General features: G+C 37.1%; 13 protein-coding genes and 1 tRNA gene. 13 read left to right on the top strand and 1 reads right to left on the bottom strand.

Annotated elements, in window-relative coordinates; all coding sequences use genetic code 11:
• Window positions 1-228 precede the first annotated feature (228 nt).
• On the top strand, window positions 229-528 hold the full coding sequence (locus KJS44_RS08575) for a phasin family protein (protein ID WP_008687914.1): 300 nt from the start codon (window positions 229-231) through the stop codon (window positions 526-528).
• Window positions 512-2,116: an ABC1 kinase family protein gene (locus KJS44_RS08570; protein WP_008687916.1), complete on the top strand. Its 1,605-nt coding sequence runs from the start codon at window positions 512-514 to the stop codon at window positions 2,114-2,116. The genes KJS44_RS08575 and KJS44_RS08570 overlap by 17 nt, the downstream gene beginning before the upstream one ends.
• Window positions 2,117-2,166: 50 nt before the next feature.
• On the opposite strand, the gene KJS44_RS08565 is transcribed toward KJS44_RS08570, so the two are convergent.
• Window positions 2,167-2,254 (bottom strand) — tRNA-Ser (locus KJS44_RS08565).
• A 243-nt stretch (window positions 2,255-2,497) separates the two neighbouring features.
• Between KJS44_RS08565 and KJS44_RS08560 the strand changes: the two genes are divergently transcribed.
• From KJS44_RS08560 to polA, 11 genes are all read left to right on the top strand, one after another.
• Complete coding sequence (locus KJS44_RS08560; RefSeq protein ID WP_008687918.1) at window positions 2,498-2,905, top strand: SPOR domain-containing protein; 408 nt, start codon at window positions 2,498-2,500, stop codon at window positions 2,903-2,905.
• Window positions 2,895-3,572, top strand: coding sequence for a RadC family protein (gene radC, locus KJS44_RS08555; RefSeq protein WP_008687920.1), 678 nt, complete (start codon window positions 2,895-2,897; stop codon window positions 3,570-3,572). The genes KJS44_RS08560 and radC overlap by 11 nt, the downstream gene beginning before the upstream one ends.
• Before the next feature lie 50 nt (window positions 3,573-3,622).
• Window positions 3,623-4,462: a rod shape-determining protein MreC gene (mreC, locus tag KJS44_RS08550; RefSeq protein WP_008687921.1), complete on the top strand. Its 840-nt coding sequence runs from the start codon at window positions 3,623-3,625 to the stop codon at window positions 4,460-4,462.
• A gap of 1 nt (window position 4,463) precedes the next feature.
• Window positions 4,464-5,018 carry a hypothetical protein gene (locus KJS44_RS08545; protein ID WP_008687923.1) on the top strand — a complete coding sequence of 185 codons (555 nt, stop codon included), beginning with the start codon at window positions 4,464-4,466 and terminating at the stop codon, window positions 5,016-5,018.
• On the top strand, window positions 4,991-5,563 hold the full coding sequence (locus KJS44_RS08540) for a hypothetical protein (RefSeq protein ID WP_008687924.1): 573 nt from the start codon (window positions 4,991-4,993) through the stop codon (window positions 5,561-5,563). Before KJS44_RS08545 ends, KJS44_RS08540 begins: the two co-directional genes overlap by 28 nt.
• Window positions 5,542-6,318: a septum site-determining protein MinD gene (gene minD / locus KJS44_RS08535; protein ID WP_008687926.1), complete on the top strand. Its 777-nt coding sequence runs from the start codon at window positions 5,542-5,544 to the stop codon at window positions 6,316-6,318. Before KJS44_RS08540 ends, minD begins: the two co-directional genes overlap by 22 nt.
• Before the next feature lie 66 nt (window positions 6,319-6,384).
• Window positions 6,385-7,512, top strand: coding sequence for an AI-2E family transporter (locus tag KJS44_RS08530; protein ID WP_008687928.1), 1,128 nt, complete (start codon window positions 6,385-6,387; stop codon window positions 7,510-7,512).
• A gap of 95 nt (window positions 7,513-7,607) precedes the next feature.
• Window positions 7,608-8,186: a M23 family metallopeptidase gene (locus KJS44_RS08525; RefSeq protein ID WP_008687931.1), complete on the top strand. Its 579-nt coding sequence runs from the start codon at window positions 7,608-7,610 to the stop codon at window positions 8,184-8,186.
• A complete protein-coding gene (locus tag KJS44_RS08520) occupies window positions 8,155-8,931 on the top strand; it encodes a site-2 protease family protein (protein ID WP_008687933.1) in 777 nt (258 codons plus the stop codon). The genes KJS44_RS08525 and KJS44_RS08520 overlap by 32 nt, the downstream gene beginning before the upstream one ends.
• A 43-nt stretch (window positions 8,932-8,974) precedes the next feature.
• The gene (locus KJS44_RS08515; RefSeq protein ID WP_008687935.1) at window positions 8,975-9,928 is read left to right on the top strand and encodes a metal ABC transporter substrate-binding protein; all 954 of its coding nucleotides are present in this window, start codon (window positions 8,975-8,977) and stop codon (window positions 9,926-9,928) included.
• A 342-nt stretch (window positions 9,929-10,270) separates the two neighbouring features.
• On the top strand, window positions 10,271-12,856 hold the full coding sequence (polA, locus tag KJS44_RS08510) for a DNA polymerase I (protein ID WP_008687937.1): 2,586 nt from the start codon (window positions 10,271-10,273) through the stop codon (window positions 12,854-12,856).
• Window position 12,857: the final 1 nt, after the last annotated feature.

Genomic DNA, 12,857 nt, shown 5'->3' with positions numbered 1-12,857 from the left:
GATCAAGAAATTTTATGAAAGAAACATATTTCCTCATGTTCATCACCAGTTTCATTTTAACGAAAAGATAGGGAAAAGTCTACTATTTCTAAGGCTTTGTTGAAAAGATGGAACATATCATACGGAAAGCAGATCATTCAGAAGGAAAAAAGTATTTCCTTTGTGCCGAAGCATAGAAAACGTGGTAAAATAAAAGTAATAAAAAATATCCAAAGGAGATGTATTACTATGTTGAATTTTAGTGATGATGTAAAGAAAGTATTTCTTGCCGGAATCGGTGCAGCTGCTACAACAGCAGAAAAAGCAAAAGAATTAGTAGATCAGCTAGTTAAAAAAGGTGAATTGACTGTAGAGCAGGGAAAAGTGTTAAATGAAGAACTAAAACATGCGGTCAAAGAAAAGCTAAGTACTCCTGTAGATGCAGAAGGTATTAAGAAAGATCTGGAAAAGGTGAGCAAGGAAGAACTTGCGGCAATTAAAGAAAAGATTGAAGAATTGCAAGCAAAGAGTGATGAAGAAGACAAATAATAAGAGTCTAAGCAGTAAACGCCGACTTGCTCAAATCATTAGTATCCTAAAAAAGCATCAGATTACGAAAGGTGTCGATCCAATAAAATTTCGTGAAATTTTAGAAGATCTAGGCCCTACCTTTGTCAAAATCGGACAGATCATGTCAGCAAGGCAGGATATGTTTTCAGAGCGATATTGCGTAGAACTTATCAAACTACGAGATAATGTTGCTCCCATGGATATGGAAACGGTACGTAATGTCATCGAAGAAGAATATGGGATGGATCTAGAAGATGTTTTTATAGACTTTGATGTACAGCCTTTAGGTAGTGCTTCAATCGCTCAGGTTCATAAAGCCAAACTGAAGGATGGACGAGACATTGTTGCTAAGATACAGCGCCCCAACATCTATGCGACCATGGAACGTGATATTTCATTAGTGCGAAGAGCTAGTAAACTTTTACATCTCAATGAAATATTAGGCAGTGTAGTAGACATTAATATCGTTTTAGATGAATTTTGGCATACTGCCAAAGAGGAGATGGATTTTCTTAACGAAGCTAAATTTGCCAAACGTTTTACTGCCCTTAATGAGGACATTCAATATATTGGTGCTCCTAAGATAGAAGAGGAATACAGCACGAGCCGTGTTTTAGTCATGGAATATATTAATGGCTTACAAATCGATGAATTTGAGGTTTTGGAAAAAGAAGGCTATGACCGTAAAGAAATCGCGATTAAGTTAGCAGAAAACTATATCAAACAGATTGTAGATGATGGATTTTTTCATGCTGATCCACATCCGGGCAATTTGCGTATTCGGGATGGTAAGATTGTCTGGATTGATTTTGGCATGATGGGCATGCTTAGCAAGCAAGATAAAGATTTAATGAAAAACGCCGTCATGGCGATTGGCAATAATGATACCCAGAAACTAGTGGATGTCGTTTTGGCTTTAGGTATCCATGATGCTAAAATTGATCATGCCTTGTTTTATGATGATATGGAAAGCTTTATGCGCCGTTATCTACAAATGGAATTGGCAGAAATCAATCTTGGTGTAGCGATACAGGAAATCTTTACGATTGCACATAAGCATAAAATATCGATGCCAAAAGGTATTAGCATGCTCGCAAGAGGGCTAGTCACGATAGAAAGCACTATGGTAATCGTAGATCCAAGTATTAACATTATTTCTATAGCGGCAAATCATGTGGCAGGAAAGATGGTAAAAAAGTGGGACCTAAAAAAAGAACTGACCAAAAATGGCAAACAATTGTATGATGCAACTACTTATGGCATGCGATTGCCGATTCAGTTATATGAAGTCATGCAAATGGTTATGAAAGGACGTTTAAAAATTAATCTAGATGTCATGGGCAGTGATGTACCAATGACTGCTATTAATCATATGGTGAATAAGCTGACTGTTGGTATTGTCAGTGCTGGGTTGTTAATGGCTAGTTCATTACTGTGTACTACACAGATGACCCCAAAAGTATTTGGCATTCCGGCATTAGGTTTCATCGGATATATTACAGCTATTGGTTTAGGCTGTTGGCTGTTATTTGCGGTGATGAAAGAGCATCGTAAACGAAAACGCTGAAGTAAAAAAAGCCCCTATTACCTTACGGTAGTAGGGGCTGATAATTTCCATGGCGGAGCGCATGAGATTCGAACTCACGGTAGCTTTCACTACGCCACCTTTCCAAGATGGTGCCTTAAACCACTCGGCCAACGCTCCAAGGTTACTTTTATTATTTTACTTATTTTCAAATAAATGTCAATAAGAATTTACTACTTTCTACGATATGTCTTGTAAGGAATAACCTTTATAAAAAATTGTTGGTGAAATATGTGCGCAATTTTTACGTTTTTTGCATGATTGCGTCGTATATGTATACGGAAGGGATTCTTTGTCTGTTTCTGTCGTATCGGCATTTTCTCATGCACAAAACACATATACAAGGGTAGGAGGGTAAGGCATATGGAGAATAAACGATTAATTGTGTTTTTTGCAGTATTGTTTTCAATAGTATTTTCCATCGTATACTATGCACTGTTTACAACACTGTCCGATGCAGAAGCACAAAAACGGACATTATATATGGTGCAGGTGGGGTTATACAAACAGCAAGACAGTATTGACGATATGCAACAAAAGCTGAAAAAGGAAGGCATATCATCTTATGTTTGGAAACAAGGAAAGACAACGGCGGTTGTTTGTGGTGTTGATGTTGATGAGAAACAAACAAAGAAGGTAGAGTCTGTGTTGAAAAAGAAGAAGTACAACTATATTCAAAAAAGTGTAACCATTACGGATGCGAAGTTGGCTACCCTAATTGATAAAAAAGAATATGGTGAAGTACTGGAAAGGATCAAAGATGAAAGTTAAAGAATTAAAAGAAGAAGAGCGGCCACGTGAAAAGGCGATTCAGTATGGAGTAAACGCTTTGAGTAACCGAGAATTAATAGCATTATTGCTCAGAAGCGGTACGCAATCGCTAAGTGCTTTAGAATTGGCAGATAAGGTGTTAGCATTAAAAGCAACACTTGGAGAACTGGGAAATGCCAGTATACAAGAGCTTATGTGTATCAAAGGCATTAAAAAAGCAAAAGCCATTGAATTGAATGCCGCTTTTGAATTGTGCCGACGCATTGCTTTTGATAAAGTGATGCATAAGGAACAAATTGAAGAACCACAGGATATTTTGGAATGGTTGAATCAGGAAATCGGCTATGCTAAACAAGAACATTTTTTAGTGTTGTTTCTTGATCAGAGAAATCATGTCTTATGTTATCGTACTATGTTTATGGGCACATTAACTTCTGCAAGTGTCCATCCACGAGAAATCTTTAAAGAGGCGATGCAACAAGGCTGTGCAAAGATTATTTGCGTTCACAATCATCCATCTGGCGATGCAACACCAAGTGATGCTGATATCACATTAACAAAGGCTATTCAAGAGGCTGGGAAAATGGTAGCGATTCCATTGATTGATCATATTATCGTTGCACGGAATACGTACATAAGTTTTCGACAAAAACGACTTATGGATTGAACTATTTCATTTTACCCTTTATAATGGAGAGGTACGAAATAGGTGATAAGATGTCAAAATTTAATCGACTTCAGAAAATAGTAATCGGAATCATCCTGGCCTTTGTGGCATTGGGTGTTCTTTTGAAAAGCATGAGTGGTACGCTAACAAGCAATTTAGGCTATGATGGCATCAGTATGCTGAAATATGCGCTGATCGATCATCCGGTAATGACCGCAAAAGATTGGCTGCAAGATTTGGCAAATTTGTGGAGCGTGAAGGAAGAAAATGATTTACTACGCTATGAACTTAGCCAAAATCCTTCTTACAAGGCAAAATATGATGACGAACGCCGTAAGAACACAGAACTAGAAGCGGCTTTGAAACTGCAAAAGAGCGAAGATAAATATACCATGACATGGGCACATGTGATTTCCCGTGATCAGGCAAGTTGGAATAATCTTATTACCATCGATATTGGAAAAAGAGATGGTGTTAAGGAAGGCATGGCAGTCGAATCGGTAAATGGTATGATCGGCAAGGTTGCCAGTGTGTCAAATCATACCAGTGTCGTGAAGTTGTTAACGAGTGAAGACAAGACGACGACAGCTTCCATTAAGATCAATATTGATAAGAAGACAAGTGTTGATGGCGTATTGCAAAGTTATGATATCAAGCGTGGCATGTATGTCATATATTTATATGATGATACGGATAAAGTGAAGGAAGGCATGCAGGTCATTACAAGTGGCATGGGTGGAGGATATCCTAGCGGCTTGTTGATTGGTAATGTCGATTCTATTCAAGCTTTAAGTAATCAAAGTGGACAGACTATTTATGTACGTCCGGTTGATGATTTTCAAGAATTCACGTTGGTGCGTGTAATTACAGGCGCAAAGGGGGAGAAGTGATATGACACATCTTCTCTTTGTTGTTTTCTGTTTTCTAATCGATGAAGTTTTGATGATTTTATTTCCCAACTCTTATTTGGTAGATACATTGATGTTTATTCCAAACTTGGGTTTTTGTGCAATGATTCTCACTGTTCGCAAGTTTAATCTGATAGACACCTGTTTGTTTGCCTTTGGCTGTGGAATGATCTATGATTTCTGTTTTGCGAATACATTTCTGATTTATGCAATTGTTTATACTCTGGTTGCCTGCCTGCTACATCTTTGGAGCAAGCATATGACCGATACCTTAATAGAATCGTTAATTCTAGCAATTGTGACAATTTTCGTCAAAGACCTTTTGATATACTTCTACATGAGCTTTCAGCGAATGACAGAAATGTCTTTGACACTTTGGGCAGAACGCTATGAATTATTGACCCTACTTGCGAATGCTATCTTAGCGATGGTCATTGTTTATTTGATCAAAATCAAAGACGATTATCTGGAAATGAAAGCCCGTCGGATACGAAAAGGGGAAAAGGTCGAATGGTTCAGATTAAAATCAAAGGAATAAATAAGGATTATCATGTGTTTGTCGAATTTGACGATTTTGATGCATGCTTACAAGAATTACATCATAGACTGCTGCAATGTAGTATTTTCCATACATCTGCGCTTGCAGTCTTTTTTCATTTGCCAAAGATCAATGATGCGCAATTTCTTGCTATTTTGCAAGTTTGTGAACAATGTCATATCATCATGAAAGGCTGCAATGTAGAAACAGAAAAACCGCGAATCAAGATTTTGCAGAAAACGTTAGGGAATGGAGAGCATTATCACTTTCATGAGCCAATCCTTTTATTAGGCACCATTGAACAGCAGGCTTATGTTGTGAGCGAAGCTTCTTTGTATGTGTTAGGAAATATGTATGGGAGTGTGGACCTTTTGCATGCCCATTGTCAATTATACGTTTCAGCTATGCAAGGGAATGTGCGCATCTGTGACAGTCGCTTTCAAAATCTGACATCTTTTTCACCAGCAGAGGTTTATTATGAGCATTGCACAGTGAAACTGAAACAACTAAAGGAGGAGAGAATGTGGGAGAGGCAATTGCAATAACTTCCGGAAAAGGCGGTGTAGGGAAAAGTAGTACCGTCATAAACATCGCAACATTATTAGCTCAAAGAGGCTTTACGGTTTGTATGATTGATATGGATCTGGGATTGAAAAATCTAGATATCATGCTTGGTTTAGAACATCGGGTCATTTTTGATTTAAAGGATGTGTTAGATGGGCGCTGTACGTTGGCAAAAGCCATCATCAAGGATAAACGGGAAGAGAATTTATATTTGTTGCCTGCCTGTAAGACTATCCATATTGATCAATTTCCAAAACATGAGTTGCCTCATATCGTTGAGGCGTTGAAGCAGAAATTTGATTTTGTGCTCTTAGATGCTCCGGCTGGAATTGAAAGTGGCTTTTTACAGGCCATTGCCTGTGTCAAAAAGACAATTGTTGTCACAACATTAGATGTCACAGCATTGCAGGATGCTGATCGTGTCATTGGTATTCTAATGAAAGAAGGAATGGAAGAAATTTCTTTTATCGTGAATCGCATGCAGCCAAGACTTATTGAAAAAGGCATCTGTATAACATTAGAAGAAGCAAAGTCATGGCTAGCAGTGGATTTTTTAGGATATGTGTTTGAAGATGAGGAAATGATACGTGCAAACAATCATGGAACACCTTTAACAAGACGAAAGGATAGCCAATTATACAGTTGTTTTCACTGTATCGTAAAGCGTTTGTTAGGCGAAACCAGCGCTTTGCCAAAATATCGTTCCAAAACAATATTGGCAAAACTGTTTGGATAATGGCGAACTTCCTAGTTTTTTTACGATGTTCATGATAAAATAACAAATAGAAAGCTAGGTGTTCAAATGCTGAAAAAAATATTAAGGAAAATAGATGAGCGGTTCTCTTTATATGCGATGGCGAAGATCATCGGAGTCTTGATCATTTTGTTTCTGCTCATGCAGACACAGCGCATTTGGGGAAATTGGATGAGTATTGCTTATAGTGTTTTACAGCCATTCTTATATGGCTTTGCTTTGGCGTACATCATGAATCCGCTTGTTTTATATATGAAGGCAAAAGGGTTAAATAAAAATTTCAGTATCTTACTGCTATGGATCATCATTTTGGTGATTTTGGTGATATTGATTGTCTTATTGCTGCCTATGCTATATGCGAAAATCAATGAATTCATTTCTTCCTTGATTCAAGGTGTGCAATGGATCAGCTTTAAGATTAAAGAAATTGGTAATCTAAAAGATTTCTCACTTGTGAATAGTCTAACCGACAATATCATTAAATTGCTGGAAGCTTATGATGATTGGATGCCGGGACTTGTATCAAGCCTGCCATCTTGGATGAGTACGATTTTGGATTATGTGACAAATATTTTATTTACGATCATCATTGCCATTTATATGCTGTTTGATTTTGACCGTATGAAAGGTTATGTGAAAAAAGCTTTTCATTTGTTTATTCCAAACAGTGATATTTATTTACATGAGATTGATGAAAATGTTACGGTTTATTTAAAAAGCATGGCCTTATTGATTTTGATTCGTTTTGTTGAATATTGTGCCTTTTATTACTGTGTCGGTCATCATGACTGGCTGATTATTGGAATCATTTCAGCACTTGGCGCGGTAATCCCTTATATTGGCGGTACTGTGGCAAATGCTATCGGTATTTTGACCGGGCTGACACTTCCATCAAGCAATTTGGCAGCCTTGATCATTGGTATTATCGTATTAAGCAACGTGGATAACTATGTCATTTCGCCAATTGTTCATGAGAAACGAAGTGCATTAGGACCGTTAATTACGTTATTTGCGGTATTTGCCGGAGGAGTTATTGGCAATGTCGTCGGCATCATGGTATCTGTACCACTTGTGATTGCTATTAAAACAACGAGTGAATTGTATCAACAACGTCATGAACATAGCACCTTTAATCAGGCGATGAAAACAGAAATAGACGATACACCATCTACATAACACCAAGAAGAGGATGCATTTCCTCTTTTTTTTATCCTGTTACCCTGTTCTAGTTGGTTATGTTTTTGCATATGCTGTATTGTAGGAGGGATGATATGAGCGATCTGAATGATGTAAGAAAACGTATACGTAAACGAAGAGGAACACAAGCAACAGAAAAGGAACACTCATTCTCCCTATTTCGCCTGTTTTATCATACGGTGATGCTGGCAATGGGGATTTGTGTGGTCGTGTTGGCGTTAATGTTAAATGCCAAGCTGAAGCTGATCGAGATGCCGGCATATATTCAAAATTTCAAATTGGATTCACTGACACAATGGATACCTTTTGATAATTGGTTTTCTTTAAAAGAAGAAGCTGTCAGTGCTGCACCTGCCTATACGCCAATCAAGGATAATCAATATCAAAATGGCACAAATAGTGCATATGCGGTTTTTAATGGTGTAGTACTTCATGTACAACGGAGTGATTCTGGAGAATGCAGTGTATCTTTAAAACAGGATAATGGTGTTGTGACAACCTATGGACATTTAAAAGAAGTCAATGTAAAGGCTGATGAACGTATTCTGAAAGGGAAGATGCTAGGCACGTATGAAAATCATATAACGATTGATTTTCTAAAAGATAATAAGGAGATTTCCTATGAAAAAGGTCTTGCGGAAAATTCCGTTTAGTATATCCATTTTATGGTTGCCATATCTGTTCCTATTACGGATCGTACCTATGCAAAAAATCGTTCTGTATATTTTTATGATGTTGACCATTCATGAGCTGGCGCATATTTTGATTGCCCGGCTTTTTCATTATCCAATTCGAAAAATTATCATATATCCTTTTGGTTTGGCCGCTCAGATATCTTATATTGGCTATGGCAGCTTAATCAAGGAAACACTTATATTAGCAGCCGGTCCATTCACTCATATGCTACAGCCATTGCTTCTTTCCTTTCTGTATCAACAAGGTGTTTTATCACTGGCATTTTATACGTATCTGTTACAGATCAATGCCGCATTGCTTGTATTTAATTTATTGCCGATTTATCCTTTGGACGGAGCACGTCTGTTACAAAATTTTTTGCATTGCTTTTTTCCATTTCAAACTGCGAATCGTATTTGTTATTTCGGCAGCTTTTTGCTGTTGCTTTTCTTTATGTGTTCTTCTTTTTGTAAGGGTATTTCGATGTGGTTATTGTGCATCTGTTTACTATGTGAACAATATGTCGCTTGGAAAAATTTGCCTTGTGATACTCTGCGTTTCTATCATTATCGTTTGCTGCACCCAATCCCTTATCCGCCTCTTTTCCATGAGCATCATGACTTATATCGGGGACGCTATAATATCTTAAAATGTTCGCGCGGATGGATGAAAGAGGAAGAGTGGCTGAAGTCGTATTTCTTTGAAAACAGGAGTAGGCGATAGTTGCGAATTATGTTATAATTTGAGGCAAGGAGGCATAGACCTTATGAAAAAGAAATTACTATTTGTTTCCTTGCTGAGCATTCTTTTAGTAAGCGGTTGTGAAGAAAAAACGCCAAGTGTTGCAACCACTGTATATCCAGTACAGTATTTAGTAGAACGCATTGGCGCTGATAATGTAAAAAGTCAGGATATAAGCGAAAATACAATGATCCAACGAGCACAGATCAAAGCGAATTATAAGGATATTCTAGCATCTGCAGATGCATTGTTTTACATTGGCTCCTTAGAGCCTTATATGCAGATGTATGCGGATGATATTCGTAAAGAGACGGATATGGTAGATTTGGCTACTAAAAGTGCCATCTATAAATTTCAACGATATACAACGACCTATGTAAATGATGTCAGTGCTATCGTAGAGTCGCCTTATTATGAAGGAGAAAGTTTTGACAGTGTAGAAACTTATGATAATGACCCTATGTTGTGGATGGATCCGGTTGCCATGACCAGCATGGCGAGTGATATACGCGATTATCTGGTTGATAAATATCCGGTATATCAGAAGATCTTTGATGAAAATTATGATCAATTGGAAATGGATCTTGCTCGTTTAGATGCCGATTTTCAAAGTATTCACGATCAGCATAAAAATATTGCTTTTGTATCCATGACGCCAAGTTTTGGAAATTGGCAGAAGTCTTATGGTATAGAAGTATATCCGGTCATTTTATCAAAATATGGTGCCTTGCCAACCAAGGATCAGTTAGAAATCATAAAAAAGCGTATTCGAAATGATCATGTGCGTTATATGGCAATGGAATCTAATTTGCCAGAAGATATGGTAAGGCTCAGAGAAAAATTAATCCAGGAGCTTGGTTTAATTCCCGTTGAGTTAAATAATGTATCCAGTTTAAAAGAAAGTGATCAAAAGGCTGGAAAAGACTATATGTCGATCATGTATAAAAATTTGGAAACCTTAGAATCCATTGCATCGTAAAAGGTCAACACGACCTTTTTCTTGCGTTTGCTGTAATACTATGCAAATTAAGCATGTTCCATTCGCTCTCATGGATAAGGATATAAAGAAGAAGATGTAAAGGCATTGCAACATGTTTTGTTTAGAAATGCATCATGAAATCATAAAAGAAAGATTCATTAAGAAGCAAAGATGTAGTGGATTGTCATATAAAAAAGAGCAATCAGCAGTGTTATAGCAGGATAAAGTTTTCTTACTTTCCAAGTAGAAAGCGTGCTAGAAGTGCTATGACGTGGTAAAATAATCAAGAAAAGATAAAAATGCATGCTATCGAAAGCAATGTAAATAAATATGGAGGAGCTTATGAAAAAACTATTATTAATTGATGGAAATTCCATGCTGTTTCGTGCCTATTATGCAACCGTATATGGACGCATGATGAAAACCAGCAATGGAATACCGACAAATGCAGTATATGGCTTTATCACAATGATTAATAAAGCCTTTGATATGATACATCCGGATATGGTGTTAGTGGCTTGGGATAGTGGAAAACCAACCTTTCGCCATGAAACTTATACGGAGTATAAAGGGACACGTAAAGAATTAGATCAAGAATTGATCGTGCAGTTTCCAATTGCTCGTGAATATTTGGATGCGTATGGTTTACAGCGTTATGAATGCGATGGTATTGAGGCAGATGATATCATAGGCTGCATGGCACGACAGCATCCTGAATTAGAGATTCATATTTTATCAAGTGATCGAGATTTATTACAATTGATTGATCCTACGACCGATGTCTATCTAATGAAAAAAGGTATCAGTGAAATTGAGGTCATGAATGAAGAAAAATTGATGGAGACAATGGGGATTAAGCCTTCACAGATTATCGATTTGAAAGCATTGATGGGAGATAGTGCAGACAATATCCCAGGGGTAAAAGGTATTGGCGAAAAGACAGCATTAAAACTGTTAAAGGAATATGATACCGTTGATAATGTTTATGCTCACATTGAGGAAATCAAAGGAAAACTGAAAGAAAAATTGGAAACAGATAGGGAAAAAGCCTTTTTATCAAAATATCTGGCAACAATTAAAACCGATGAAACCTTGCCTATTGATATTACAGCGTTGATGCTGCAGCCTCCCAAAGAAGAACTGCATGATTTTTATATAAAATATGAAATGAATAGTTTTGCAAAAAATACACGTAAAAAAGAAGAGGTAACGCGTGATGGAACCTATGCAGTAGTGCAAAAGATATCAGAAGCATTTTATGATGGACATAGTGTTGTTTATGCAGATATCGATAATGAAAATTATTATGATGCTACATTATATGGTTTTGCATTAAGCAAAGAAAATAAAAATGAATACATCACTTTAGAAGATGCAAGAAAAGATCCGGCGTTTTTACAGTATCTAGCTACAAAAAATGACAAGGCGGTTTATGATGCGAAAAACTTCTATCATGCTTGTCATAAAAATAACCTAATCGCAGCAGATGTGAACTTTGATATTATGCTGGCAGCCTTTTTAGTTGATCAAACCATTTCTGATTATGAGAAGTTGGCAGAAAAATATCACTTTGATCAAAGTATTCATAAAGAGGATATCTATGGCAAAAAAGGGAAGCCAAAACTCATCGATTTTGCGCAACAAAGCAAATATGCTATGTTGCAGGCAGAAAATTTATATAGTATTGTAGCTTTATTAGATGAAACCTTGCAAGAAATGGAAATGAAGGATTTGTTTGATACAATTGAGATGCCATTAACGCGCGTATTGTATGCCATGGAAAAAGAAGGCGTATATTGTGATAAGGCAGTTTTACAAAAAATTGCCGATGAAACAGAAGCTAAGATCAACGCGTTAAGTTTGCAGATTTATGAAATAGCAGGGATGGAGTTCAATATCAATTCACCTAAGCAGTTGGCATCTGTATTGTATGATGAATTAGGTTTAAAGGCAGGCAAGAAACGTAGTACAGCAGCCGATGTCTTAGAAAAACTTGTGCATGTACATCCAATCATTCCTCTGTTGTTGGAGCATCGCAAATATCAGAAGATTTATAGTACATATGCAATCGGTTTGGCAAAACATATTTTGGCAGATGGGAAAATACATACGCTTTTCAATCAGATTCAGACACAGACGGGACGATTATCGTCTTCAGAACCTAATTTACAAAATATATCCGTACGTAATGAAGAAGGAAAAGGTATCCGCAAAGCCTTTGTGGCAAGTGAGGGACATGTTCTGTTATCTGCTGATTATTCACAGATTGAATTGCGGATGTTGGCACATATGGCAGATGAGGAACAGATGATCGATGCGTTTAACCATGATATCGATATTCATACCAAAACAGCCATGCAAATATTTGATGTTTCACATGATGAAGTAGATGCCAATATGCGTCGCAGTGCGAAAACCGTGAATTTTGGTATTGTCTATGGACAAAGTGATTTCGGTCTAAGTGAGCAATTGGGCATTTCACGGAAAGAAGCTCATACCTTTATTGAAAAATACTTTGCTTCCTATCCGAAGATCAAAACCTTTATGGATGCGACTATTGCTTACTGTGAAGAACATGGCTATGTGAAAACATTATATAATCGACGTCGTTACATAAAAGAGATAGCAGATAAAAATTATATGATGCGTGAATTTGGAAAACGGGCGGCTATGAATGCACCAATACAAGGAAGCGCTGCAGATCTGATTAAAATGGCGATGATACACATCTATCAAAAAATGCAGGAAGAAAAGGTGAAATCGCGTATGATTTTACAGATTCATGATGAGCTTATCTTTGATGTATGTGAAGATGAAATTGATAAGATGACACAAATTGTAGAAGAAGGCATGCAAAATGTTATGAAATTAAAAGTACCGCTCATTGCACAAGCAAATATCGGCAAGAGTTGGTATGATGCAAAGTAGG

Origin of the sequence: Longicatena caecimuris, from assembly GCF_018406465.1 — a bacterium.
Lineage (GTDB): Bacteria > Bacillota_I > Bacilli_A > Erysipelotrichales > Erysipelotrichaceae > Longicatena > Longicatena caecimuris.
This window is presented reverse-complemented; position numbering and strand designations above follow the sequence as displayed.

Excerpts from the sequence above, each read along its gene's own strand:
- KJS44_RS08560 (WP_008687918.1), top strand. The coding sequence starts at position 2,498 with ATGGAGAATAAACGATTAATTGTGTTTTTTGCAGTATTGTTTTCAATA.
- KJS44_RS08515 (WP_008687935.1), top strand. The coding sequence starts at position 8,975 with ATGAAAAAGAAATTACTATTTGTTTCCTTGCTGAGCATTCTTTTAGTA.
- polA (WP_008687937.1), top strand. The coding sequence starts at position 10,271 with ATGAAAAAACTATTATTAATTGATGGAAATTCCATGCTGTTTCGTGCC.
- mreC (WP_008687921.1), top strand. The coding sequence starts at position 3,623 with ATGTCAAAATTTAATCGACTTCAGAAAATAGTAATCGGAATCATCCTG.
- KJS44_RS08520 (WP_008687933.1), top strand. The coding sequence starts at position 8,155 with ATGAAAAAGGTCTTGCGGAAAATTCCGTTTAGTATATCCATTTTATGG.
- KJS44_RS08575 (WP_008687914.1), top strand. The coding sequence starts at position 229 with ATGTTGAATTTTAGTGATGATGTAAAGAAAGTATTTCTTGCCGGAATC.
- KJS44_RS08570 (WP_008687916.1), top strand. The coding sequence starts at position 512 with ATGAAGAAGACAAATAATAAGAGTCTAAGCAGTAAACGCCGACTTGCT.
- KJS44_RS08545 (WP_008687923.1), top strand. The coding sequence starts at position 4,464 with ATGACACATCTTCTCTTTGTTGTTTTCTGTTTTCTAATCGATGAAGTT.
- KJS44_RS08525 (WP_008687931.1), top strand. The coding sequence starts at position 7,608 with ATGAGCGATCTGAATGATGTAAGAAAACGTATACGTAAACGAAGAGGA.
- radC (WP_008687920.1), top strand. The coding sequence starts at position 2,895 with ATGAAAGTTAAAGAATTAAAAGAAGAAGAGCGGCCACGTGAAAAGGCG.
- KJS44_RS08530 (WP_008687928.1), top strand. The coding sequence starts at position 6,385 with ATGCTGAAAAAAATATTAAGGAAAATAGATGAGCGGTTCTCTTTATAT.
- KJS44_RS08540 (WP_008687924.1), top strand. The coding sequence starts at position 4,991 with ATGGTTCAGATTAAAATCAAAGGAATAAATAAGGATTATCATGTGTTT.